We start from the raw sequence: 22262 nt of genomic DNA, 5'->3' as shown, positions 1-22262 counted from the left end.
ACATGACAACACCATTTCCGAAGGATTTCCTATGGGGCGGCGCTGTAGCAGCCAACCAACTTGAAGGAGCTTATAATACAGATGGCAAAGGCCTGTCTGTTCAGGACGTAATGCCACACGGGATTACAACGCCTAGAACGGAAGCACCTACTGAAGATAACCTAAAACTGATCGGTATCGATTTCTACAACCGTTACAAAGAGGATGTTAAATTGTTTGCCGAAATGGGCTTCAAAGTATTCCGTACATCCATCGCTTGGTCCCGTATCTTCCCTAAAGGCGATGAACTGGAGCCAAACGAGAAAGGTCTGCAATTCTATGATGACCTGTTCGATGAGTGCCACAAATACGGTATTGAACCACTCGTAACGATCTCGCACTATGAGACACCGCTGCATCTGTCCAAAACGTATGATGGCTGGGTTAACCGTAAAATGATCGAATTTTACGAGCGCTATGTAACAGTGCTGTTTAACCGTTTCAAAGGCAAAGTAAAATACTGGCTGACGTTCAACGAAATCAACTCCATTCTGGAAGAGCCATTCATGAGCGGCGGAATCTACACGCCAAAAGCAGAATTGTCCAAGCAGGATCTGTACCAAGCGATCCATCATGAATTGGTAGCCAGTGCCTTGGCTGTTAAATTGGGTCATGAAATTATGCCTGAAGCCAAAATCGGCTGTATGGTACTGAGCATGCCTACGTATCCGTTGACTCCGAATCCGGATGATGTGGTTGCAGCAATGCATGCGGAACAGCGAAATGATATCTTTGCTGATATCCATGCACGTGGTTACTATCCGAAATACATTAATCGTTATTTCAAAGCAAATAATATCAATATTAAGTTTGAAGACGGCGATGCTGAAATTCTGAAGCATACCGTAGACTTTATCTCCTTCAGTTATTATGTAAGTATCTGTGAGACAGGTGATCCCGAGAAACGTATCGAAGGTAAAGGAAACCTGTTCGCAGGTGTACAAAACCCTTACCTCAAAGCGAGTGAGTGGGGTTGGCAGATCGATCCGCAAGGACTACGCGTAACCTTGAACAAATACTGGGATCGTTATCAAAAACCATTGTTTATTGTCGAAAATGGTCTGGGTGCAGTCGATGAGCTGATTACCGACGAAAATGGCAATAAAACGGTGAACGATGATTACCGTATTCAATATTTGAATGACCACCTGGTACAAGTGGGAGAAGCTCTTGAGGATGGCGTAGAAGTGATGGGGTATACGTCATGGGGCTGTATTGACCTGGTAAGTGCTTCAACAGCAGAGATGAAGAAACGTTATGGCTTCATCTATGTAGACCGCAATAATGATGGTTCAGGAACACTGGATCGTTACAAGAAAAAATCATTCCACTGGTACAAAGAAGTTATAGGTACGAATGGCGCAAGTCTTAAGAACAACAATGAGTAAATACTAGTTCTTCAAGCATAGTTGTAAAGCATCTTCTTATGTCACATTAACGCACATTAACCGCTTTCACAAAAACATTGTCATATGGATAATTATATGGTAAGATGGGCCTAAGGCTAATGAATACTGGATTGTTACTGTTCAATCAGGCAAAACCAGAAGCAGGGCATATTTCGTGACCTGCTTTGGTTTTGCCTTTTACTACTTTGACGGTGCAAGGTGATGTGAAGAAATGAAAATTGAGAAGGTGCTTAACAACAACGTAGTTACCGTAATTGATCCGGGAGGAAACGAACTGGTCGTTATGGGACGTGGAATTGCCTTCAAAAAGCATACTGGTGAATTGATAGACGAGAGTCTCGTCGAAAAAATATTCTCGCTTGAAAGTAAGGAAGTATCACAGAAACTCAAAACGCTTCTGTCTGATATCCCGGTTGAATATGTCGAGTGCTCGGATGAGATTATCCGTTATGCCGAGACGGTGTTAGGTGAGAAGCTGCATGAAAGCATCTACATTTCACTGACGGATCATATTCATTTTGCCATTGATCGACATCGTCAAGGATTGCAGATCCGTAACGCACTGTTTTGGGAGATCAAGCGCATGTACCGGAAGGAATATGCCATTGGACTCAAGGCGCTACAGATTATTGAGGAAACATTAGGTGTCCTGCTTCCCGAAGACGAATGCGCATTCATTGCGATGCATCTGGTTAATGCCCAGATGAACGGTGAGATGAGGGAAACGATCAGCATTACGAATATCGTTAAGGACATACTTAACATCGTAAGACGTAGCTTTGTAATTGAGCTTGATGAAGATTCATTGAGTTATTATCGATTTTTAACTCATCTGAAGTTCTTTGCCCAACGTGTGTTGCAAGGAATGGCGATTGAAGATAAAGAAGAAGATAATCCGCTTCATGACTTGGTGAGTAAGCAGTATCCGGAAGCACATGCATGTGCAGTAAGGATTAGTGATTATACTCGTAAGATCTATAATCGCGTGTTGTCCAAGGAAGAAATACTGTATCTGACCATTCATATTGAACGAGTTGTCAGAAATGAACAAACAATCGAATAAAATTGGGATTGTTACTGCTAAAAAGGCAAAACCTAAACGTTGAATAATGATAAGCTGATCTGCTTTGTCATTATTCAGTGTTTAGGTTTTTTTTTAACCTTCATTACACATAAAAGGAGCAAAACACAATGGATAAACAACAATTGTCCAAGGATATTTTGAAGCTTGTTGGTGGCGAAGAGAATATCGATCAAGTCACACACTGTATGACAAGACTCAGATTTAACCTGAATGACAACCAAAAAGCGGACAAAGCGACGCTGAAAAATACACCAGGCGTTATGGGCGTGATGGAGAACGGTGGACAGTTCCAGGTTATCATCGGTAACGATGTACCTGTAGTGTATAACGCACTTGTTGGCAACATGTCCAAATCACCAACCGCAGATAATGCATCATCAGGTGCTTCAACTGGGGAGAAGAAAAAGAGAAATCCAATAAGTGCGCTGTTCGACTTCATCTCAGGTATGTTTACACCAATTCTGCCTGCGATTACGGGTGCAGGTATGATCAAAGGGATCGTGGCCATCCTTGTCGCAGTTGGATGGTTGTCCGATACCAGCTCGACCTACATCATTTTGTCTGCAATCGGTGACGGTGCATTTTACTTCCTGCCAATCATTCTGGCAATTAGTGCTGCACGTAAGCTGGGTAGTAATATGTATATTGCTGCGGCGCTTGCTGCGGGTATTATGCACCCGACCATTACAGCATTGCTGGCCGATGGTCAGAACTCATCCTTTATGGGGATTACAGTCATAGCGGCAACGTATTCTTCTACCGTTATTCCGATTGTTCTGGCCGTTTGGATTGCTTCATATGTAGAGAAAGCTGTTGATCGTGTTATACATGCTTCACTTAAGTTACTCATTGTTCCAACAGTTACCCTGTTAATTATGGTTCCACTGACGTTGATGACCGTTGGACCACTCGGTACTGTTCTTGGTAATGGTTTGTCTGGTGGTATCTCATGGTTGTTCGACAACATGTCCATCTTCGCAAGCATTCTGATTGGTGGTACGATGTCACTGCTGATCATTACAGGTATGCACTATGCGTTGTTGCCAATCGTTGTAGGTTCAATGACAACACTGGGTTACGACTTTATTATTCCACTGATGTTTGCAGCTAACTTGGCACAAGGTGGTGCAGCATTTGGTGTGGGTCTCAGATCGAAAAATGCTAAAACCAAATCGCTTGCGTACTCCACAGGTCTTACTGCTATAATGGGGATCACGGAACCAGCGATGTATGGTATCAACATGAAGTTCAAAAAACCATTTATCGCAGCTCTCAGCGGGGGTGCAATTGCTGGTGCATTTATGGGGATCTTCAATGTTAAATCGTATGTTATTACAGGACTTGCGGGTCTGCCGAGTATTGCGGCATTTGTCAGTCCAGCAATTAGCACATTGATTTATGCTCTGGTTGGTGGTTTGATTGCCATCGTAGCAGCAGCGATCATTACGTATTTCTTGGGCTTCCAAGAAGAAAATGCATCGGAGCCAGTAGCTGCACCAGTAGCTGAGCCTGCAACACCAGCTGCAACAACTTCTGCTCCTGCTGTAACTGAAGAAGCAAAAGCACAAGATGAGCAAGTATTCAGCCCGATTACTGGTGAAGTTAAACCGCTGAGCGAAGTGCCAGACCCTGCATTCTCCGAAGAGATTATGGGTAAAGGATTCGCGATTCAACCATCTGAAGGCCGCGTGGTTTCTCCGATTAACGGAACGGTGTTCTCGTTATCGAAGAGTGGACATGCCATTGGTCTGGTAAGTGATACAGGCGCAGAAATGTTGATTCATATCGGTATTGATACCGTGAAGCTGAAAGGTCAATTCTTCTCACCTAAAGTTCAAGCAGGTGCGAAGGTTGCCGTGGGTGATGTACTCATGGAGTTCGACCGGGAACAGATCGAAAAAGCCGGTTATACAACGATTACACCAGTCATAATTACGAACATGCATCAATATGAGTCCATTGAGTCTGCTGGTCGCACGACGATCAAAGAAAAAGACTTGTTGTTCACAGCTAAAGCTTAACCATAAGTATAAAAAAGCAGCTTCACCGGAATGTGATCCGGTAAAGCTGCTTTTTTTGTTTATAGCTTTTTAGACCACGGGAAGCATCCCCTGTACCAATTGTACAAAGTGTTGTGCAGGCTTGGAGAGATAGCGGTTCTGCAGCCAGACCAGCGCCGAGCCAACCGTGGAATGCTGATCCTGAATGCGATATACGTGGAAAGGATGCTCTTGGTATAGCTGCAGTACCGTATGTGGTACGATGGAACTGGCGAAGCCGAGTCGGACCAGCTCCAGCAACATATTAATGTCCGAGCATTCGCCCATGATGGAGGGGGTAACCTGGTGTTCCCGGAACTTGTCCAAAATCAGCTCGAACATACCGAGTCCTTCTGTACTTGGAAGCAGGAGAGGGATACCTGTAAGCTGCTCAAAATAAGTTCCCATCTCTGCTCCTACGCCCATCTCTGTCGGGCTATCCAGCGGTGTTGAAGAAATATAGAAAAGGGGCTCCTGTGGCAGGTGCAGCACCTCATAGCGTTCGGTCTGGACAGGCATGCGTACACAGGCAAGTTCAACTTTGCCATCTTCCAGTAATCGGCATAATTGCGCAGATTCATTTTGCTGAATTTTATAGGTAACCTGTGGGTGGGTGGTGCGGAACTGCTGCAGTGCTTGCGGGATCAGGCGATCCGATATGGTATTGATGCCGATGGCGAGTTTGCCCCGTATGCCGTGACGGAAACTTTGCATCTCCATTACAGCTTCCTCCATATATTTGGTCAAGGTAACCGCATAATCATAAAAGCTGCGACCCGCCTGCGTTAGCTCCATCATGCGCCCTTTGCGTTCAAATAGAATCACACCAAGCTCTTCCTCCATTAACTTAAGCTGCTGACTTAAAGGTGGCTGAGCCATATGCAGTCTTCGGGCTGCTGCTGTAATCTGTTTCTCCTCGGCAATGGCAATGAAATAGCGACATTGTTTGATATCCAAGTGGTTGTCTCCTTTGCCTGCAATGTATATGTAATTCGTATAGAAAGCCAACAAAACATGTATTTTTAATATACTACGATCTTATGTTACTATACATTAGATTTGCATACCTGACTAACAGGGCTTGGTTTCTATATGAATGTTACTGCATGAGAAAGACCTTGAATTGGAGGATGAAGCAACTTGGTTAGAACAATACATGATGCTGCTTACGCAGGGCATACCGATGAGGTCATTCGATTTATCGCACAGGGTAGCCGGTTGAATGAACAGGATGCATTGGGGAGAACAGCTCTGATGGCTGCGGTACACGGTAACAAGATAGATACGGCAAGGATGCTGGTTGACGCCGGTGCGGACATTAACCTACAGGATGCACGATTGGATAACACGCTGTTATACGCGAGTGCCGAGGGTATGTATGACATGGTGGAATTAGCGATTACAGCAGGTGCAGATACAAGCTTAACCAATCGTTTCGGCGGTACAGCCCTTATTCCTGCAGCGGATCGTGGCCATGTGAACATTGTGGAGCTGCTGTTGACACGCAGCGATGTGGATGTGAACCATATCAACAACCTGGGGTGGACAGCCTTGCTGGAAGCGGTCATTTTGGGAGATGGTGGAGTACGTCATCAGGAAATTGTCACTTTGCTTTTGCGATATGGTGCAGATCCAAAGATCGCGGATCGGGACGGGATTACACCACTTGCACATGCGCGCAAGCATCAATACACCGAAATGGAACGACTATTAACACAAGTCTGAAGCGACTTATACATTTATGATACAGAACAGTGAAAGGATATTCCTAACGAATGAACAGACATCTAGAGCAGTTTTCACAAAAGAATATGAAGGACGTATCTTCACTGATTTTGGCGGGCATACAGTGGTTTTTCTTCCTGTTTACCAATACCGTTGTTGTTCCGTTATCGATTGGACATAATTTTCAGCTGTCCCCGGATGCGATCGCTGCCTCCATGCAGCACGCATTTATACTTACCGGAGCGGTGTGTATTCTTCAAGCTGTATTCGGTCATCGATATGCGGTCATGGATGGTCCATCAGGATTGTGGTGGGGTCTGACGTTAAGCTTGACGGTATCTGCTTCATCAGCGGGTATGAGTCTGGAGCGTATTGGTGGTGGGCTGGCTGCAGGTTTTTTGTTAGCGGGACTAACGATGATGATTCTGGGCTGGCTGGGGGCAGCGCAAGTGCTGCAAAAGCTGTTCACACCTATGGTGAAGAGTGCCATGCTATTTCTGATGACGATTCAACTGACCATGAACTTTTTCAAAGGCATGATTGGATATACAGAGTTTGGCCGTTTCGATCTGCCTGTTGCGGCATTGTCCGTCGTCATTGCATTTCTGGTGGCATGGATTCAATTGAAGGGCAGGGGAAAACTGGGGAACTATGCGATCTTGATTGGGATTGTGGCAGGCTGGATCGCGTATAGTCTATTGTTCCCTGGACAGCATAGTGGACAGCCCAATCAGACAACAACAGGCCTCACGCTGTTTCCATGGGGAGCACCCAGATGGGAACCGGGCATTGTCATTACTGCTTTCTTCGTAGGGCTGGTGAATATGACGAATTCAATCACCACCTTAAGCACAGTCGAGAAGCTGTATCGGGCAGAGACAACAAGCCGTCAATATCAACGCTCCTATGCACTAACGGGTCTGTTCACGATGTTGTCATCCTGTGTGGGTGTGCTGCCCTTTGGTTTATTTGCATCTTCAATCGGGTTCCTAGAGAGTACTCGCATTCTGCGCCGGGCTGCCTTTATTATTGGAGCGGGCTTGTTATGTATGATGGGTCTTACACCTTCGGTTACGGCCTTTTTTGCACAAATACCACCAAGCGTCGGCAGTGCTGTTCTGTTCGTGGCCTATCTGCAGATGTTCGGCACGGCATTAAGAACGCTTGAAGGTACGACGTTTAATTCGAAAACGATCTATCGTGTAGCGTTGCCGGTACTTACTGGCGTTGCTGTAATGAACATTCCTGCAGAAGCCTTTCAAACGTTGCCCATGTATCTCATTCCCATTATAAGCAATGGTCTCGTGATGGGAGTGTTGGTATCATTACTACTTGAAAAAACAGTGAACTGGTCCAAAATGGAGCAACCAGCGACAGTCAGTAAAGCGGCATGAAGAGTCCAAATAATGCAACAGTCCAATTCGCTTGGGCTGTTTTTTTGTTTTTTTATCAGGCTATATGGCTATTTCACTATTTCACTATAATTTTTCCTTGCCCTGCAAGCATTCGCATCTCTCGGGAGAGACGATCCTGGTTCCCATCCTGCATTTCGAGTTGAACACCATAGTGCCATGAGGTGTTTTTTTCTTGACCCCAGCGGAGAGTACCTTCCATATATAGAGGGTCTTCAAAGAGCAACATATTCATTCCAATTCGAATATCGTTGTTCTCTACAGGAAGGGACAGCGGAAATGACAGCTGACAGCCGGATCGACTGATATCACACAGCTCGGCCTGAATGGGCTTGGGTGGTGCATTGACTCCGTTGATACTGAGAATATAGATCTCAAAGCTGATCGGTTCCTTCAATGTGTAGCGAAAGGGTTCTTTTCTATTGTTAATTGACATGGCTTGGCTTCCTCCATCAGGTTCAAAAAAGTCAGTTATGCTTATATCGACCGTTTGGAGCGATAAATGAAGAGTTGTGAAAGCAGAGATGGTTCAGGGGTTCCTTTTACACGTGTACCAGGCTTGATATAATGATGGAATATATTTCTGATCTCAGACCTGAATCAGACAGAAGGGACGGTTGGATATGCGAGGGAAATTTCAAATGGTTACAGATACGGCAACAATGTGCCTGTATGATCTGGCTGCGTTAAAGCATCGTGCCCAGGATACTTCGGACTGGTGGTCCATTCCGGCGGACGAGCTGGCTGAAGTGAATGCAGGCCATTGTCTATTCCTGAATCTGGGTGCGGATGGAGTGTATGAGGTGGAATGGAGCCTGGAGGATGTAGAGGTAGATCCAGAACGTGTAGCAGAACGTGGAAAAGTGTATCATTTGCAAGTTCCGTCGGGCAATGTCTATCTAGGAGCAGCAGATGATGTCAGTGGCGGTGATTTGGAGCCGGATGAATCGTGTGAAGGGGTCCTGTTTCAGTTAAAGCCCGGAAACTATGCGTGTATCATATCCAGAGAAGCCAGCCGGATAGCGATTGTCATGACACCAAGTATTCAGGGAAATAACACGCTGGATGAATTAATCCGGATGTAGTGTACATATGTGAACAGGAGGAATTTGATATGCAGGATTGGAACGACACAACCATGATGAATGCAGTTACCCTGCGTAAACGGATGAGAATACTTGCCGTACTGGATATCATCTTTTCGGAGGAAGAATGGTTACGTGTTCATCATTATGAAGCTGAGCTTCAGCCAGGTGTAGCGTGGGGAAGTATTAATAACGGTGCAGGTGATCATCTGCATGTATTGTTTACGGATTCGGGCACGTTGATCAAAGGATTCGATCATGAGTCACCTTTGAGCCCGCATGCTCGTGAGGATGGTGAGATATACCCAGGCATGTACGATGAAGTGCCAGAAGCATTAATGGCTGTTTTGCGAGATCAGGAGGAAACATTAGATCTGGAGGATGTGACCTTTTGCCTATGGCAGGAAGGGGACGACTTGCAGTGGAAGGTTGGTAACTGGATTCAGCTGGCGATGACCGAGGAAGACGAAGCGGACGCCAGAGGTGGTGCAGAATTTTTACTTGGATATATAGAGAAGAACTCGGAAGATTACGTTGATTGGGCAGAAGGGTACTATGACTTGCAGGACCTGCCGTTGGAAGCCGTAGCTGAAGTATATGAAGAAAAACCGGTGACTGCCAGTCTGATTAAGCAGTTGTGCCCTGAGCGAGATGTGGCAGCCGCTCTGGATGAGTTGCAGCAACGCGGTTACGCCGTGGAACAAACGTAATGGAGTAGCAAAGGAGGAAAGAAGGCCATGTACAATGTACAACTGGAACGGATGCGTGAAAAGTTGATCACTCTCCGAAGTATGGACCCGAATCTGGACCTGTTCGGTGCAGAAAACCATGAATATGAAATGGAGCCTGTGTGGACGCAGGAGGATATCACGCAATTTGAACAGAACTGGCGAATTAAGTTGCCGGAGGAATATAAGGTATGGCTTCTTCATATGGGAACGGGTGGTGTAGGACCTTATTATGGTCTGGAAAACCCGAATGACGGTGTATACGCTGTACTTGGTTATGATGATGAGCTGAATGCGATCTCAGACCCTTTTCAATTCGCGGAAGCATGGAACTGGAACTATGATTGGTTTGATGACAGCAAGAAAGAAGAGGAATGGGATGTGCTGGAACATGAATATCTTGATCCAAAATGGTCAGCAGGCATGCTGCGTATTAGTGATTTTGGTTGTGCTATTTCCCTGAATCTGATCGTTAAGGGAGCCTCCTACGGAGAAATATGGGTTGATGACCGAGCCAACCGCAATGGAATTTATCCTGATCAGTATTGGGGCAATACGAATCGACTACATTTTCTGGACTGGTATGAGTTGTGGTTGGATCGTTCAATCCATCAAATGCATGAACAGAAGCAACAATCTGGAGCGAACGAAGTCTGAAGGAGGTTGTGCATATGGGCTGGGAATATGGGATTAGAGCAACGGAGCCTGCGATTTTACCAGAAGTCGTGAAGCGTTTGGCAAGTGTATTAACGTTTACCAACATGTACAGCTTAGAACACCATGCCAACGGCTTTGTATTGAACCGTGAGGATCCTTCCTGGCCTAGAGCCCTTGAAGTGTGGATCGAAGAGGCTTCAGGCGTGGAAGAGATTGCGGACGGAGCGTTGTATATCTACTGTTTGTTTCATATCTGGGGTGAAGAGGCGCGGGGCTGGATGCAGCAGATGGAGCAGGAAACCAGGCAGGTCGAAGGTGGTTTAATCTGGTTTGAACTCTGATCAGTAAGAGATTTGCCTGAAATAGGAGGATTCTATATGGCTAAAAAATCAAAAAGGACTATTCCTACGCTGATATATCAGTATCAAGGTCCGCAGCGGAATGTGGGTTTTGTGTTATCCCCTTTATACATAGAAGAATCGGTTGAAGTAGAGATGGAAGACATGCTGTTCATATATAATGAAGACTTTGACTACATTCGTTCTGCATTAGATCGCGCATTTCCCTTAACCGACCCGCGAACTGGAGAAGAGATGAAGGTACTTGATCCCTGCTGGGAGAATCCGATTACGAAGGAAGTGTGGGTGAGGATTTTATCAGAGTTGGATCAAAAGGTGGTTGCAGAGCCTGAATTACGGATGTTTTTGAATCAGTTTACCACTTGGGTGAGAAACCATTTGCAATTGGCTGACGGGATCGAAGTCACCGGCAACCTGTAAGTCAGTTGATCTTGGATTCTTCATGCGTGTGCGTAATTCAGTATATCGGCGGCCGAAGCTTATGTAATCAAGCTCCCTCATGATGATGGCGGAGCTTTTTTTGATGAACAAATATTAAAAACCGTTTGCTTCACTCACCCGTCTTATACCACAGAAAGAGAGAGAAGGAGGGATGCGGGGTGGAAACAAAAGCAGAGATGAACCAGAGGATATATGTACAGACCGAAGATGAGACGGAATTTGTGCAATCCATTATGGAACATCAAGATACGCTCATGTCCATTGCCTATAGCTACCTGCGTAACCAGCAAGATGCGCTGGAAGCGGTACAGGAGATGACGTGCCGGGCTTGGATCAAGCGTCGGACGCTGAACAATGAGAAGGCGTTCAAGTCGTGGATCATTCGGATTCTGATCTATATCTGCATCGATGAACAGAGGCGCCGCAAGCGGGCGACACCTCTGGCGAAGGAAGATCTGGAGGACAGCATTCCGGCATCTTGGATGATTAGCGTTGATGATAATCGAATCGCTATGGAATCTCTTTTGCAAAAGGTGAAACCGAAATATCGCCATGTATTATTGCTGAAATATTATAACGACATGACACTGACGGATATTGCTTCGATCCTTGGCAAACCGGAAGGTACGATCAAGACTTGGCAGCACAAGGGACTCCAGCAGTTGCGCAAGTTGATGAAGAACAGGAGGGATTGGCATGACCACTAACCCGGAGGAAAAAGCACTTCTTGCAGATGCATATCAGGTGAAAAGAGAGAAACAGCACTGGAATCCGGCAGACACGACTGTGGCAATTCAACGTGGTCTCGCGAAGGCCAGAACAAGACGATCAGGTAGGATCGTTCGTGTCAAATGGATCACGGCAGTGCTGGTCACAGCTCTGGCTACGGGTTGGTTTCTTATGGGCCCGTTTGGAAACTATGGGCAACAACCGGCAACATATACTGAGCCTTTAGCCCATTGGGGGGGACTTGAGCCCTTCCGTGGTCTGATAACTTCGGATATGGAACGTGCCACGATTACTTCAACGCTCAATCATGGTTATGTGCAACTTGTGGATCGGACGGTTACATCGGGCATATATCAGTTTACCGTGAATGCGGTTATGGCAGATGAGAATAGGATAACCGTATTGTACACTGCCAGTACGGATGCTTCGCAGGAGATATATTCGATCGTCAATACCAAGATGACGGATGCAAGAACAGGTTATGTCCTTGATAATGGAAATATAGGAGGTATGCATTTCTCGAATGATAAATACACTATTTATGGTCGAAGTACACTTGAACGAAATCGAAACAAACCGTTGCCTGAGCAAGTGAATCTTCAATTCCAGCTTTCTTCCGTTGTTCCAGATGTGGTGGAATATTCAGAAAATGGAGAGAAGGAACGGAAATATCAATTTTCCAAAAAAATGAATCTTTCTTTTGCGCTGGATCCCAAATTCTCTATCCCCAAAACGGAAATCTTGAACGTTAATCGTACTTTTACCGTTGGGGGTTATGAAGTTATGTTGTCAGAAGTGGAATTATCACCGCTTGTTACTCGGGTTAGATTTGTTTTTGAGCCGGAGCAAGAGATCGATTACAAAACGAAGTTGTTGATCAGTGAAGTCGTTCAGCCTCTTGAGATTGTAACTACCACTAAAAACGGGAAACAGACCAAGTTATCCATGGTAGGCGGGAGCGGAACGGAAGACGGAATGATGTATTCTTTCAGTAGCAATCTGTTGGACCATCCGAAGTCCATGGTATTAAAACTTCGTGGCAAACCAGATAAGGTCTATGATGATTTGCAGGAAGCCAAGAATGATGAACTGGGGATCAAAATCAAATAAGATGAACTAACTGGAATAACTCTTATTCGAATTGGGTGGTTTATAAGCCGAGGTTTTTAGTCAGGTTTCCATGCCAAAACGATCAAAGTACTTTCGGTACCTTGATCGTTTTTTTGCTGTTTAGTAACTAGGGAAATAAATATGAAGATAAAAAATATCTTCGTCGGTGTGAAACGTTAAAGTTCCGTTGTATTGTTCCGTAATATGACGCATGCTCTTAATACCAAAGCCATGACGATCTGTGTTTTTCTTATTCGTTTGTATCACATCATCTCTAATAATCAGGTCACTATTAAAGTAGTTGGTGATATGAATAGATATGATACCGCTTTCATTTCCGATTGCAATAGAGATCGTTCGCTTCTTATCATGGGTTACGGATTGGACAGCCTCCAGTGCATTTTCTATTCCATTGCTTAAGAGAGAGTATAGATGAGTGGGTGAAATAAAAGATAAACATCGGCCATCAGCCATGCAACTCATTCGAATCTGATTTTTTTCACAGTAAAGCTGCTTTTTATAGAGAATTACGTCAAGAATATCACTACCCGTTTTCAACGATGTATCATAGACTTCAATAGCAGCATTCAATGACTCGAGTTCTTGATGTGTCAGTTTATAACTGATATTTGACAATTGTTGACGGAGATCGTGACATTTCATATTAATCAGTTCTATTTCACTTCGCATATTATCAAACTGTTTTTTCTCCACATAGAGTAGTTCATCCATGATTAATAAATCCTGTTTTAGTTTGCTGGTTTCTAATATTCTTGTGCGAAATAATAACGTAAGTAAAGCATACAGAATTGAAAAAATTCGAATGATGAAATCCAAGATACTATTTTCACCCTCGAAGGAACGACTTAACGAGTTGATGATTACAGTGACGAAAATAAAGATCAATGAAAAAATAACAATTAAAACCTTGTTACTTCTATCGTGTTCATAGACTTTGTTTCGACGAAAAAGTAAAGCGAGTGAAATACTAAAAATACAATGTATCAAGGAGTACACTAACCAATCCCGTAACGGAACCATTTCTTTAAAGGGGGAGAGTGTTTCATACGGATTTTGTTTGAATACAATAATGAATATTTCATACAACCGACCTACAATCATCTGGATCGCAATTCCACCACAGAGACAAAACAATAGTTCTGAAAAATTTTCCTTGTACAGCAAGCATAAAGCACTCAAAACGAAAAGATAGACAATAGTACTTATGACTCCAGGAAATAGATAGGGATAATGATAATTCATATAAGATACCAACAATAGAAGTGGAATCGCCAAGTTAGCCATGATACATAGTTTTAACCAAAACCCTTTTGATTTTTGATAAGGCAGAGTCAAAATGAAAATACAAAACACAAATTCAATCAAACTAGCTGATCGAATGATAATCTGTTTGGAGTAGACAACCAAAAAATCAGAAATCATGCTATTCATCTTTTTCTCTCACATATTCCATTAGTTTATTAACAAAGGCTTTTTTTCTGGGCTGACTGATCCGCAGCTCAACGCCTCCATCTAATGTAACAGTGTATCCATGTACTCTTTGCACATACGCCAGATTGACCAAGTAACAATTATTGCATCTGAAGAAATCATACCCGTGCATTTTTTTTTCGATAGATGAGATAGTTGCATACTGCCGGAAGCTATTTTCTACCGAGTGATAAATGACATGATGCCCTTCCGTTTCAACATAGCGGATGCTTTTGGGAGAAACTTTGAGCATTCCTTTGTCCGAAGGGATAAGTATTTCATCTTTGGGATTATCGTTAAGCCTTTGCATGGCCCGTGACATTTTCAAGGCAAAATCAAAGTACTCCACCGGCTTTAACATATAATCAAGCGCTTCCACTTCATATCCTTGAATAGCATACTGGGTAAGATTGGTGATGAAAATAAGAATTGCTTTTTTATCAAGTAATCTGATACTACGCGCAGCATCCATTCCGTTCATATACGGTAATTGAATATCCATAAAGATGATATCAAAATTGGACTCGTAATTCTCTAATAGTGCAACAGCTTGAGAGAAATGCACAATATTGAAGGAAAGTCCTTTTTCAGCACTATAGTTCGTCAGATGACTTTCTAACAAACGCGCTTGATTGATATCATCCTCTACAATAGCGATTTTGATAATCATCATTCACCCCTCAGTTTTATCTCTAATGTATGTTCACTATAGAAAGCAAGCATCTCTTTGTCAATAATACAACCCAAAACTCAGCGCAAACTAAAAAAAAACCTCATAAACTAAAAAACCAATCGTAAATTTCCGTTAATTCTTTGAGTTTATGCCAAATACCACAAACAACCGGCGTTACCCCATACAATAAATATGCGCTTGAGAAAGCGTATACAAATACTTGATTAAAAGGGGATAGCAACATGGGGAAAAGAACAGCAAAAACAGCCTTCACAGCAATTTTTATGGTTATGATGTTGGTCGCATTAACAGCTTGTGGAAGTGGAACAGATGGAGAGAAGTCGGGTGCATCCAATAACCCTACAGGGTATTATGCGTCTACGACTAATGTTGCATTCACAAGTGCTTACCCGGAACATACGTTCAAAAGAGCCACTTTCGGCGTTCAATCCATTGAGACATTTGCAGATAATACGTACATCTTAACATCCACAGGTACTTCTTTTTCGGGAGCTTTGTTATTTGAAGATAGCGGTGAATACGATGTTGTACCTAGAGGAGCGGACATCACTAAATATTATGGGACAGTAACTGTAAAAGACGAAGATGGGCTACGTACACTTGAATTATCCCAACCCACATCAGTGATCGTGAATAGTTCATACTCGGCAGGTGCAAACCCAATTGGCTATTTGAATACACTCGCATGGACGGATGAAATGGGGCAAGCAGCTGGTGGAGAAGGAGCAGCCTTAACAGCAGAGCAGTACCTTGAATCTGTATCATTCCCGGCAACTTCTATCATTGTCGACCCTGCAAGAGCAAGCTTCGATTATACGGTACTTAAAGAGAGCGAAGAAGCAACACATTAAGTTAAATAAATGGACTCTGTAGGAGGTAGCTGCATTGAAAAGCAAAAAAAAATTATGGCGCGGATTGACCGCGCTTTCAGCATTCCTTTTAGCCTTTAGTTTATTCATGACGGAGTTGCTAATGAGTTGGAGTGGTCAAGTGAATGTTTTTCTTAAAATCACTCCGCCTGTGATCCAAGCTGATGAGAGCTCCATGTATTATAAAAGCAAATATGAGTTATCTGATCAGGGTCTAGCAGAGATGTTAGTTGATTCAGATAAACATGACGTACAAACGATGGAAGAAGGAACGGTTCTCTTAAAAAATAACCAAACCTCTCTGCCGTTACGTGCTGAAGAACGTAGTGTAACTTTGTTTGGTCGGGCGACGGCAGATCCTGTATATAGCGGGAATTCTGGTGGACCCGGTATGGATGAGAAACGTCAGGTTAATTTATACAACGCTTTGAAGGAAGCAGGATTCACCATTAATGACAAGTTGTTTGATGCTTACAAGAACAGTGATGTGGCTAGAGCAAAAGCATCTCCGGATTGGTTCATTGGAGAAGTCGACAAAAACTTCTATACCAGTGACCTTCAAGCAACATACCAAGATAATTTCAATGATGTGGCTATTGTCATGTTGTCCCGTGATGGTGGGGAAGGTAAAGACTTAGCGACAACCGACAGAGACGGTATGTCTTACTTGGCACTTCATAACACAGAAAAAGATCTATTGAAAATGATCAAGGATAGCGGGAAATTTTCCAAGATTGTTGTTCTCATCAATAGTGCATATGCGATGGAACTAGGTTGGCTTGAAGAACAGGAGTACGGAGTCGACGCTGCCCTGTGGATCGGAAATCCGGGTCTTAAAGGCTTTACAGGTGTAGCTAATGTATTAGTAGGTGCGGCTGATCCTTCAGGTAGACTCGTGGATACCTTTGCAGCAGATTCCTTGTCTGCACCAGCGGTAAGAAATGCAGGCGATTTTCAATATTCAAATGATAATGGTCATTATATCATCCAGGCAGAGGGAATCTATCAAGGATACAAGTACTACGAAACAAGATATCACGATGCTGTCTTGGGCTTGAATAATGCGGACAGCAGCGCAGGTGCTTTTGTTAATCAAGAACGCTGGAGCTATGCTGACGAAATGGTATATCCATTTGGTTATGGAACTAGCTATGCTAATTTCACTCAGCAGTTAACTTCGGTTGAATGGGACAGAAATGCCAAAACAGTAACGGCTCAGGTTAAGGTGACGAATGAGGGCTATCCTCAGGAATCAGCTTATACAGGAAAGTCCAAATCAGTCGTACAGGTCTATGCTCAACTTCCATATGAAGAAGGACAAGCAGAAAAATCAGCAATTCAGTTAGTTGGATTCGGGAAAACGAGTGAACTGGCTGCAGGTGAATCTGAAGATGTCACGGTTACCATTGATGACTATTTATTTGCAACCTATGACGAGAATGCAGAAAATGGGGCTGATCCTAGCAAGAAAGGTAGTTATGTCTTTGATCCAGGCGACTACTATTTTGCAATAGGTAATGATAGTCATGACGCTCTCAATAATGTGATGGCGAATAAGCAAGGTGCAGCCGTAGCCGGCAAGCTATTGCTGGCTGATGGTTCAGTGGTAGATGGAGATGCAAATAAAGCAGTCTCTGTACCGCTAGAAACGTTAGACAATGTGACCTATGCCAAATCTCAACAAACCGATGAAGTGGTTTCCAATCAATATGAAGATATTGATTATAATTACTTCGCTGAAAATGTCGTTACGTATTTAACACGTAACGACTGGGGTACGTACCCTAAAGCATACACCGATGTTGAGGCTACTGATAAATTAAAAGAAGTATTGTATAACGAAAAATATCAAAAACCTAGTGATGCTCCAGCATATGATAGTTTTGCTCAAGGCGTAGATGCAGGGCTGAAACTGGTTGATATGAAGGACGTTCCGTTTGATGACGATGAGAAATGGAATACGTTCTTGAGTCAATTAACGATTGCTGAGTTGAGTGCAACGATCGGGGAGAATTTTGGACAACCAGCTGTGAAGTCCATTAATAAACCTGCCAACAAAAATACAGATGGACCTTCAGGCGCTCAATCCAATTATTTATTTAATAATGGTCAACCGTCTACGGCACATGTTAGCCAAATTGTAGCAGCATCCACATGGAACCAACAGCTATTAGCAGAACGTGGTGATTTTATCGCAGAGGATGCCTTGTTCAGTGGAACGACACAGCTGTGGTCACCAGGAGCCAATTTACACCGGACTCCATTTAGTGGACGTAACTTTGAATATTATTCTGAAGATAGCATTTTGAGTTATATCATGGGTGCAGTTCAGACTGAAGCTATGCAAGCGAAGGGATTAACCGCTGCCATTAAACACTTTGTTGCCAACGATCAAGAGACGAATCGTAGTGAATTGGCTACATTTGCGACGGAACAATCCTATCGTCAAGGTCCTTTGAAAGCATTTGAGGGTGCCTTCACCAAAGGAGAAGCGCTTGGTACGATGATGTCATTCTCTCGAATTGGTGCTCGTTTGGCCTATGCAGATCATGCAACGCTAACACAAGTGCTTCGAAATGAATGGGGCTTCAAAGGGGTTACGATTACAGATTCAGTTAAAGGTAATCCAAACATCCCAACGGTGGAATCACTTGTTGCTGGAACAGATACGTTTAACGCGGATACTGCCCGTGCGAGTGAGATTCACAAATATCTTGCAAGTAACAAGGATGGTTACGTATTGCAAGAGTTAAGAAGAGCGAATAAAGGCTTCTATTATTCCTTAGCTAAATCTAATTTAATTAATGGTCTATCCGCCGAAACCGAAGTGGAAGATTTTGTACCATGGTGGCAAACGTTTTTGAGAGTTACAAATTATGCACTTGGTGCATTCACGCTGTTGAGTTTAATCCTATTCATTAGAACAGGATATGCTAGAAGGATAAAGGGGGTTTAACCTACATGGTCTTATTTAAAGACAGAACACTTGGATTTTGGATCGGATTTATGGCTGCGAGTTTGATGCTGGTGGCTAACATTGTGTTTATCATTGTGAATCATGGTGATCGTACCTTTTCCTTCATCACCTTTGGTTTGATTATCACTGGCGTATTAGGAGAATTGCTGGTTTTGCTTAAAAACTACTTCTTTGCACCGTTGCTACCAGCCGTTTCTTTTGGAGTGGCATTATCCATGCATTTCTATTTAGGGTTCCCGACATTATCAGATGTTGTGAACGGAGTTAACTTTATTGGAGGAAATCCTCAAGCGGTTGTAATCTTTGGTATTGCCTTTGCTGTTGGGACGATTGCAGCACTGATCTCTTGTTTTATGAAGCAATCCAAGTCCGAAGGGGTAACCAATCCTGTTCATATTTCAAAATGAAAGCGGAGAAATATAAATGAGAAAAATTAGTATCTGTGATGGATGGAGTTTTGTAGAGAATATTACTGATGAATTTTTCAACTTTACAGGGGAGGGGACAGCCGTAAGGCTGCCCCATACTTGTAAAGAAGTCCCTGTACACTACATGGAAGAGAGCGCTTGTCAGATGATCTGTGGTTATAGACGTCATCTGGTGGTTCCGGATTCACTGAAAGGTCAGCGTTTGTTTCTTCAGTTTGACGGGGCCGCTCACGTGGCAGAAGTATTTGTCAATGGCGAGCAGCTAACAACTCACAATGGCGGATACACTGCTTTTCGAGTAGAAGTAACGGATAAACTGGTGTACGGAGTCGAGAACAGAATTGTCGTTCGTCTGAATACACGAGAAGATGCAAATGTACCGCCATTTGGTCATGTCATTGACTACATGACTTACGGTGGACTCTATCGTGAAGCATGGTTGTTAGTTGCTAATGAAAGCTATGTAGAAGATGTTTTTGTTCGAACACCGGAGAAAAACCAAGCACTTATCGACGTTACAATTAGTCATCCTGATTCAACACATGTTGTGGAATTAAGCTTGTTAGATCAACAGCAAACGATAGTTGCTCATACAACCCTGAATGTAACAGGGGCAGAACTTAAAGAATGCAGGATTAATGTTCCTGATAGCAACGTGTGGAGCCCGGAGACTCCTTATCTTTACTCGTTGACAGCAACACTTAAAAAGCATAATGGAGAAATAATAGACGAATATAATGTGTTTTTCGGATTCCGCCAAATTGATTTTCGTTATGATGGATTCTATTTGAATGGTGAGAAATATAAGATTCGAGGGCTGAATCGCCACCAGAGTTATCCCTATGTAGGTTATGCCATGCCTGCGTCAATGCAAGTGGAGGATGCACGAATATTAAAGGAAGAACTACATGTTAACGCAGTTCGCACCTCGCACTACCCTCAGTCCAAATATTTTTTGGATGCCTGTGATCGTTTAGGCTTGCTCGTGTTTACCGAGACACCAGGTTGGCAACATATCAAAGACGATGATGATTGGAAACAAATTGTTTGTGAAAACGTGGAAGAAATGATTCTGCAGTATCGCAATCACCCTTCAATTATTCTGTGGGGGGTTCGATTGAATGAATCGCAAGATGATGACGTTCTATATACAAAGACTAATGAAATCGCTCGCCGTTTGGATCACAGCAGACAGACCAGTGGGGTTCGCTTCCTGTGGAGAAGTAGTCTATTAGAAGATGTCTATGGGTTTAATGATTTTTCTCATACGGGAAAGAACGGTGCGCTACTACCAAGGTGGTTGATTTCTCCGAGTAAAAGCAAAGCGTATTTGATCTCCGAATTTAATGGTCATATGTTCCCAACAAAAGCAACAGATGAGCCTTCTCGCCGGCTTTCTCATGCTATGCGTTACGCGAATGTCTTGAATGAAGTGTATAAAAGAGAAGACATTGCAGGCTCTTTTGGCTGGTGTATGTTTGATTATCAAACCCATGGTGATTTTGGATCTGGGGATCGCATTTGCTACCATGGTGTGCTGGACATGTTTCGTAATCCGAAGCTTGCTGCCAGAGTCTACGCCAGTTTCTCAGAAAATGCTCCTGTTCTGGAAGTGGGTTCAGATATGCATATCGGAGATTACCCTGGTGGCGCTGTTGGTGAAAACTACATCTTCACGAATGCGGATCAAGTCCGGCTGTATAAGAATGACATCATGATCCGGGAGTTCGAACCGGTTAACCAAAAGTATCGTTATTTACCACATCCACCGATCGAATTCTATGACACCGTAGGAAACGTAATTGAAGAAGGAGAGAAGTATTCTCGTAAGAAAGCAGATGCCATCAAAGAGAGCCTATTAGCGATCCAACGCTTTGGAACTGCATTACCTGTAAAGTATATTTTTAAAGCCGTATGGGTCATGTGTCGTCACCTTGTATCACCGATCACCTTCTATCGTTTGTTTTTCAAGTACATCGAGAATTGGGGAGCTTCAGCACCCGTCTATCGTTTTGAAGCTGTGAAAAAAGGAAAGGTTGTCGCAGAGGTTGTGAAATCATCTAACGCGAGTATTCATGTGGAAACCACCGTTAGTGCTGCGGAATTAGTCGAAGCTGACACGTATGATATGGCGTCAGTTCGTATTCGAGTAGTAGATGCCAATAACAATAATGCAACCTACTCTCATTTACCTTTATTTCTAAAAGCGGAAGGATCGATAGAAATCGTAGGACCAGACTGTGTCGTCGCAGAGGGCGGTATGTGTGGTACGTATATCAAGACACACGGAACAGCTGGCGAGGGAACATTGACCATCATCTCTAATCAGACTGAACCCATCCAATTAAGCTTTAACGTGAAATTAGAAGGAAGTGATCGGTATGCAAGCAATCAGGTTGCACTGGAACAACTATCGAGATAAGCATCCCAAGTTGGCAGAATTTTTAATGTTTTTGATTTTGAGTAATGGCATCACCGTTTTTCAAATGGTTCTTATGCCTGTGTTAAAAGCCATATTTAACGGAAGCAGTATGGAAGCCTATACTTTTCAGCTTTTTCCGCTAGGTCATAATTTTGACGGATCGGTGTACTATATTTTCAATTATCCAGCGGGTTCAATTGCGTCAGGTGGAGGCGGAGGTCTGGCTTACTTCATGGCTGTCCAATTAACCCTGGCTATTGCTCAGGTCATTAATTTCTTTGCACAACGAAATATCACCTTCCGATCCAAAGGGAACATTTATAAAGCGGCGTTTTGGTATCTTGTAGCTTATATTTTGATTACCATTTGTGCAGGAGCTCTTCAGGGGTGGTATAAGGAACCGATCTACAGCTTCTTTATCGAACGATTTGGAAAATCTGGTGAGACAACTGCGGATCTAATCACCATGATTATTAATGCTGCCATTTCATTCTGGGTATATTTCCCGATATTGAAAATCATATTTAAAGAGAAGAAAAACAAGATAACAATAGGATAAATACA

General features: G+C 43.3%; 21 protein-coding genes. 17 read left to right on the top strand and 4 right to left on the bottom strand.

Features of this window, described 5'->3' with window-relative positions; all coding sequences use genetic code 11:
- Positions 1–2 precede the first annotated feature (2 nt).
- The 3 genes from PAHA3_RS16705 (at position 3) to PAHA3_RS16695 (ending at position 4553) form a co-directional block, all read left to right on the top strand.
- Positions 3–1427, top strand: coding sequence for a glycoside hydrolase family 1 protein (locus PAHA3_RS16705; RefSeq protein WP_062835706.1), 1425 nt, complete (start codon positions 3–5; stop codon positions 1425–1427).
- A gap of 232 nt (positions 1428–1659) precedes the next feature.
- Complete coding sequence (licT, locus tag PAHA3_RS16700; RefSeq protein WP_062835705.1) at positions 1660–2511, top strand: BglG family transcription antiterminator LicT; 852 nt, start codon at positions 1660–1662, stop codon at positions 2509–2511.
- A gap of 128 nt (positions 2512–2639) precedes the next feature.
- A complete protein-coding gene (locus PAHA3_RS16695; protein ID WP_062835704.1) occupies positions 2640–4553 on the top strand; it encodes a beta-glucoside-specific PTS transporter subunit IIABC in 1914 nt (637 codons plus the stop codon).
- Between the two features lie 69 nt (positions 4554–4622).
- Here PAHA3_RS16695 and PAHA3_RS16690 read toward each other — a convergent pair whose 3' ends face one another.
- On the bottom strand, positions 4623–5528 hold the full coding sequence (locus PAHA3_RS16690; RefSeq protein ID WP_062835703.1) for a LysR family transcriptional regulator: 906 nt from the start codon (positions 5526–5528) through the stop codon (positions 4623–4625).
- Positions 5529–5711: 183 nt separating this feature from the next.
- Between PAHA3_RS16690 and PAHA3_RS16685 the strand changes: the two genes are divergently transcribed.
- Positions 5712–6296, top strand: a complete 585-nt coding sequence (locus PAHA3_RS16685) for an ankyrin repeat domain-containing protein (protein WP_062835702.1) — start codon at positions 5712–5714, stop codon at positions 6294–6296.
- Positions 6297–6382: 86 nt separating this feature from the next.
- A complete protein-coding gene (locus PAHA3_RS16680) occupies positions 6383–7690 on the top strand; it encodes a uracil/xanthine transporter (protein WP_062836145.1) in 1308 nt (435 codons plus the stop codon).
- A gap of 76 nt (positions 7691–7766) precedes the next feature.
- Here the strand turns inward: PAHA3_RS16680 and PAHA3_RS16675 are convergent, their stop codons facing one another.
- Entirely contained in the window at positions 7767–8144 is a 378-nt protein-coding gene (locus PAHA3_RS16675) for a PilZ domain-containing protein (RefSeq protein WP_062835701.1), read from the bottom strand.
- Positions 8145–8331: 187 nt separating this feature from the next.
- On the opposite strand from PAHA3_RS16675, the gene PAHA3_RS16670 reads away from it, so the two are divergent.
- From PAHA3_RS16670 to PAHA3_RS16640, 7 genes are all read left to right on the top strand, one after another.
- Positions 8332–8793 carry a DUF6386 family protein gene (locus tag PAHA3_RS16670; RefSeq protein WP_062835700.1) on the top strand — a complete coding sequence of 154 codons (462 nt, stop codon included), beginning with the start codon at positions 8332–8334 and terminating at the stop codon, positions 8791–8793.
- A 29-nt stretch (positions 8794–8822) separates the two neighbouring features.
- Positions 8823–9503 (top strand): hypothetical protein, encoded by a 681-nt coding sequence (locus PAHA3_RS16665; RefSeq protein WP_082762830.1) that lies wholly within the window; start codon positions 8823–8825, stop codon positions 9501–9503.
- Positions 9504–9530: 27 nt separating this feature from the next.
- Entirely contained in the window at positions 9531–10178 is a 648-nt protein-coding gene (locus PAHA3_RS16660) for an SMI1/KNR4 family protein (RefSeq protein WP_062835699.1), read from the top strand.
- Positions 10179–10192: 14 nt separating this feature from the next.
- Positions 10193–10519: a hypothetical protein gene (locus PAHA3_RS16655; protein ID WP_062835698.1), complete on the top strand. Its 327-nt coding sequence runs from the start codon at positions 10193–10195 to the stop codon at positions 10517–10519.
- Positions 10520–10555: 36 nt separating this feature from the next.
- Positions 10556–10957 carry a hypothetical protein gene (locus PAHA3_RS16650; RefSeq protein ID WP_062835697.1) on the top strand — a complete coding sequence of 134 codons (402 nt, stop codon included), beginning with the start codon at positions 10556–10558 and terminating at the stop codon, positions 10955–10957.
- A gap of 197 nt (positions 10958–11154) precedes the next feature.
- Complete coding sequence (locus tag PAHA3_RS16645) at positions 11155–11685, top strand: sigma-70 family RNA polymerase sigma factor (RefSeq protein ID WP_062836143.1); 531 nt, start codon at positions 11155–11157, stop codon at positions 11683–11685.
- Complete coding sequence (locus tag PAHA3_RS16640) at positions 11675–12817, top strand: DUF4179 domain-containing protein (RefSeq protein WP_062835696.1); 1143 nt, start codon at positions 11675–11677, stop codon at positions 12815–12817. The genes PAHA3_RS16645 and PAHA3_RS16640 overlap by 11 nt, the downstream gene beginning before the upstream one ends.
- A 120-nt stretch (positions 12818–12937) precedes the next feature.
- On the opposite strand, the gene PAHA3_RS16635 is transcribed toward PAHA3_RS16640, so the two are convergent.
- Together PAHA3_RS16635 and PAHA3_RS16630 are read right to left on the bottom strand one after the other, a co-directional pair.
- Positions 12938–14269, bottom strand: coding sequence for an ATP-binding protein (locus PAHA3_RS16635; protein WP_062835695.1), 1332 nt, complete (start codon positions 14267–14269; stop codon positions 12938–12940).
- Positions 14262–14981 carry a LytR/AlgR family response regulator transcription factor gene (locus tag PAHA3_RS16630; RefSeq protein WP_082762829.1) on the bottom strand — a complete coding sequence of 240 codons (720 nt, stop codon included), beginning with the start codon at positions 14979–14981 and terminating at the stop codon, positions 14262–14264. The genes PAHA3_RS16635 and PAHA3_RS16630 overlap by 8 nt, the downstream gene beginning before the upstream one ends.
- Positions 14982–15223: 242 nt before the next feature.
- Between PAHA3_RS16630 and PAHA3_RS16625 the strand changes: the two genes are divergently transcribed.
- The 5 genes from PAHA3_RS16625 to PAHA3_RS16605 are packed head-to-tail and all read left to right on the top strand — an operon-like array spanning position 15224 to position 22257.
- Complete coding sequence (locus tag PAHA3_RS16625) at positions 15224–15853, top strand: hypothetical protein (protein ID WP_062835693.1); 630 nt, start codon at positions 15224–15226, stop codon at positions 15851–15853.
- A 34-nt stretch (positions 15854–15887) separates the two neighbouring features.
- Entirely contained in the window at positions 15888–18827 is a 2940-nt protein-coding gene (locus PAHA3_RS16620) for a glycoside hydrolase family 3 protein (protein WP_062835692.1), read from the top strand.
- A gap of 5 nt (positions 18828–18832) precedes the next feature.
- The gene (locus PAHA3_RS16615) at positions 18833–19255 is read left to right on the top strand and encodes a hypothetical protein (RefSeq protein ID WP_062835691.1); all 423 of its coding nucleotides are present in this window, start codon (positions 18833–18835) and stop codon (positions 19253–19255) included.
- A 16-nt stretch (positions 19256–19271) separates the two neighbouring features.
- Positions 19272–21698 (top strand): glycoside hydrolase family 2 protein, encoded by a 2427-nt coding sequence (locus PAHA3_RS16610; RefSeq protein ID WP_062835690.1) that lies wholly within the window; start codon positions 19272–19274, stop codon positions 21696–21698.
- Positions 21658–22257, top strand: coding sequence for a hypothetical protein (locus tag PAHA3_RS16605; protein ID WP_062835689.1), 600 nt, complete (start codon positions 21658–21660; stop codon positions 22255–22257). Before PAHA3_RS16610 ends, PAHA3_RS16605 begins: the two co-directional genes overlap by 41 nt.
- The last annotated feature ends 5 nt before the right edge of the window (positions 22258–22262 follow it).

The sequence above is a fragment of the Paenibacillus amylolyticus genome (genome assembly GCF_001570725.1).
In the GTDB taxonomy this organism is placed as follows: Bacteria; Bacillota; Bacilli; order Paenibacillales; family Paenibacillaceae; genus Paenibacillus; species Paenibacillus amylolyticus_A.
The sequence above is the reverse complement of the archived record's forward strand: the minus strand, read 5'-3'. Positions and strand labels throughout refer to the sequence as shown.

What these genes read in the sequence shown, in the direction of transcription:
- PAHA3_RS16625 (WP_062835693.1), top strand. Translation starts at nt 15,224, where the DNA reads ATGGGGAAAAGAACAGCAAAAACAGCCTTCACAGCAATTTTTATGGTT.
- PAHA3_RS16635 (WP_062835695.1), bottom strand. Translation starts at nt 14,269, where the DNA reads ATGAATAGCATGATTTCTGATTTTTTGGTTGTCTACTCCAAACAGATT.
- licT (WP_062835705.1), top strand. Translation starts at nt 1,660, where the DNA reads ATGAAAATTGAGAAGGTGCTTAACAACAACGTAGTTACCGTAATTGAT.
- PAHA3_RS16665 (WP_082762830.1), top strand. Translation starts at nt 8,823, where the DNA reads ATGCAGGATTGGAACGACACAACCATGATGAATGCAGTTACCCTGCGT.
- PAHA3_RS16695 (WP_062835704.1), top strand. Translation starts at nt 2,640, where the DNA reads ATGGATAAACAACAATTGTCCAAGGATATTTTGAAGCTTGTTGGTGGC.
- PAHA3_RS16680 (WP_062836145.1), top strand. Translation starts at nt 6,383, where the DNA reads ATGAAGGACGTATCTTCACTGATTTTGGCGGGCATACAGTGGTTTTTC.
- PAHA3_RS16675 (WP_062835701.1), bottom strand. Translation starts at nt 8,144, where the DNA reads ATGTCAATTAACAATAGAAAAGAACCCTTTCGCTACACATTGAAGGAA.
- PAHA3_RS16615 (WP_062835691.1), top strand. Translation starts at nt 18,833, where the DNA reads ATGGTCTTATTTAAAGACAGAACACTTGGATTTTGGATCGGATTTATG.
- PAHA3_RS16705 (WP_062835706.1), top strand. Translation starts at nt 3, where the DNA reads ATGACAACACCATTTCCGAAGGATTTCCTATGGGGCGGCGCTGTAGCA.
- PAHA3_RS16605 (WP_062835689.1), top strand. Translation starts at nt 21,658, where the DNA reads ATGCAAGCAATCAGGTTGCACTGGAACAACTATCGAGATAAGCATCCC.
- PAHA3_RS16670 (WP_062835700.1), top strand. Translation starts at nt 8,332, where the DNA reads ATGCGAGGGAAATTTCAAATGGTTACAGATACGGCAACAATGTGCCTG.
- PAHA3_RS16650 (WP_062835697.1), top strand. Translation starts at nt 10,556, where the DNA reads ATGGCTAAAAAATCAAAAAGGACTATTCCTACGCTGATATATCAGTAT.
- PAHA3_RS16610 (WP_062835690.1), top strand. Translation starts at nt 19,272, where the DNA reads ATGAGAAAAATTAGTATCTGTGATGGATGGAGTTTTGTAGAGAATATT.
- PAHA3_RS16630 (WP_082762829.1), bottom strand. Translation starts at nt 14,981, where the DNA reads ATGATGATTATCAAAATCGCTATTGTAGAGGATGATATCAATCAAGCG.
- PAHA3_RS16645 (WP_062836143.1), top strand. Translation starts at nt 11,155, where the DNA reads ATGAACCAGAGGATATATGTACAGACCGAAGATGAGACGGAATTTGTG.
- PAHA3_RS16655 (WP_062835698.1), top strand. Translation starts at nt 10,193, where the DNA reads ATGGGCTGGGAATATGGGATTAGAGCAACGGAGCCTGCGATTTTACCA.
- PAHA3_RS16660 (WP_062835699.1), top strand. Translation starts at nt 9,531, where the DNA reads ATGTACAATGTACAACTGGAACGGATGCGTGAAAAGTTGATCACTCTC.
- PAHA3_RS16640 (WP_062835696.1), top strand. Translation starts at nt 11,675, where the DNA reads ATGACCACTAACCCGGAGGAAAAAGCACTTCTTGCAGATGCATATCAG.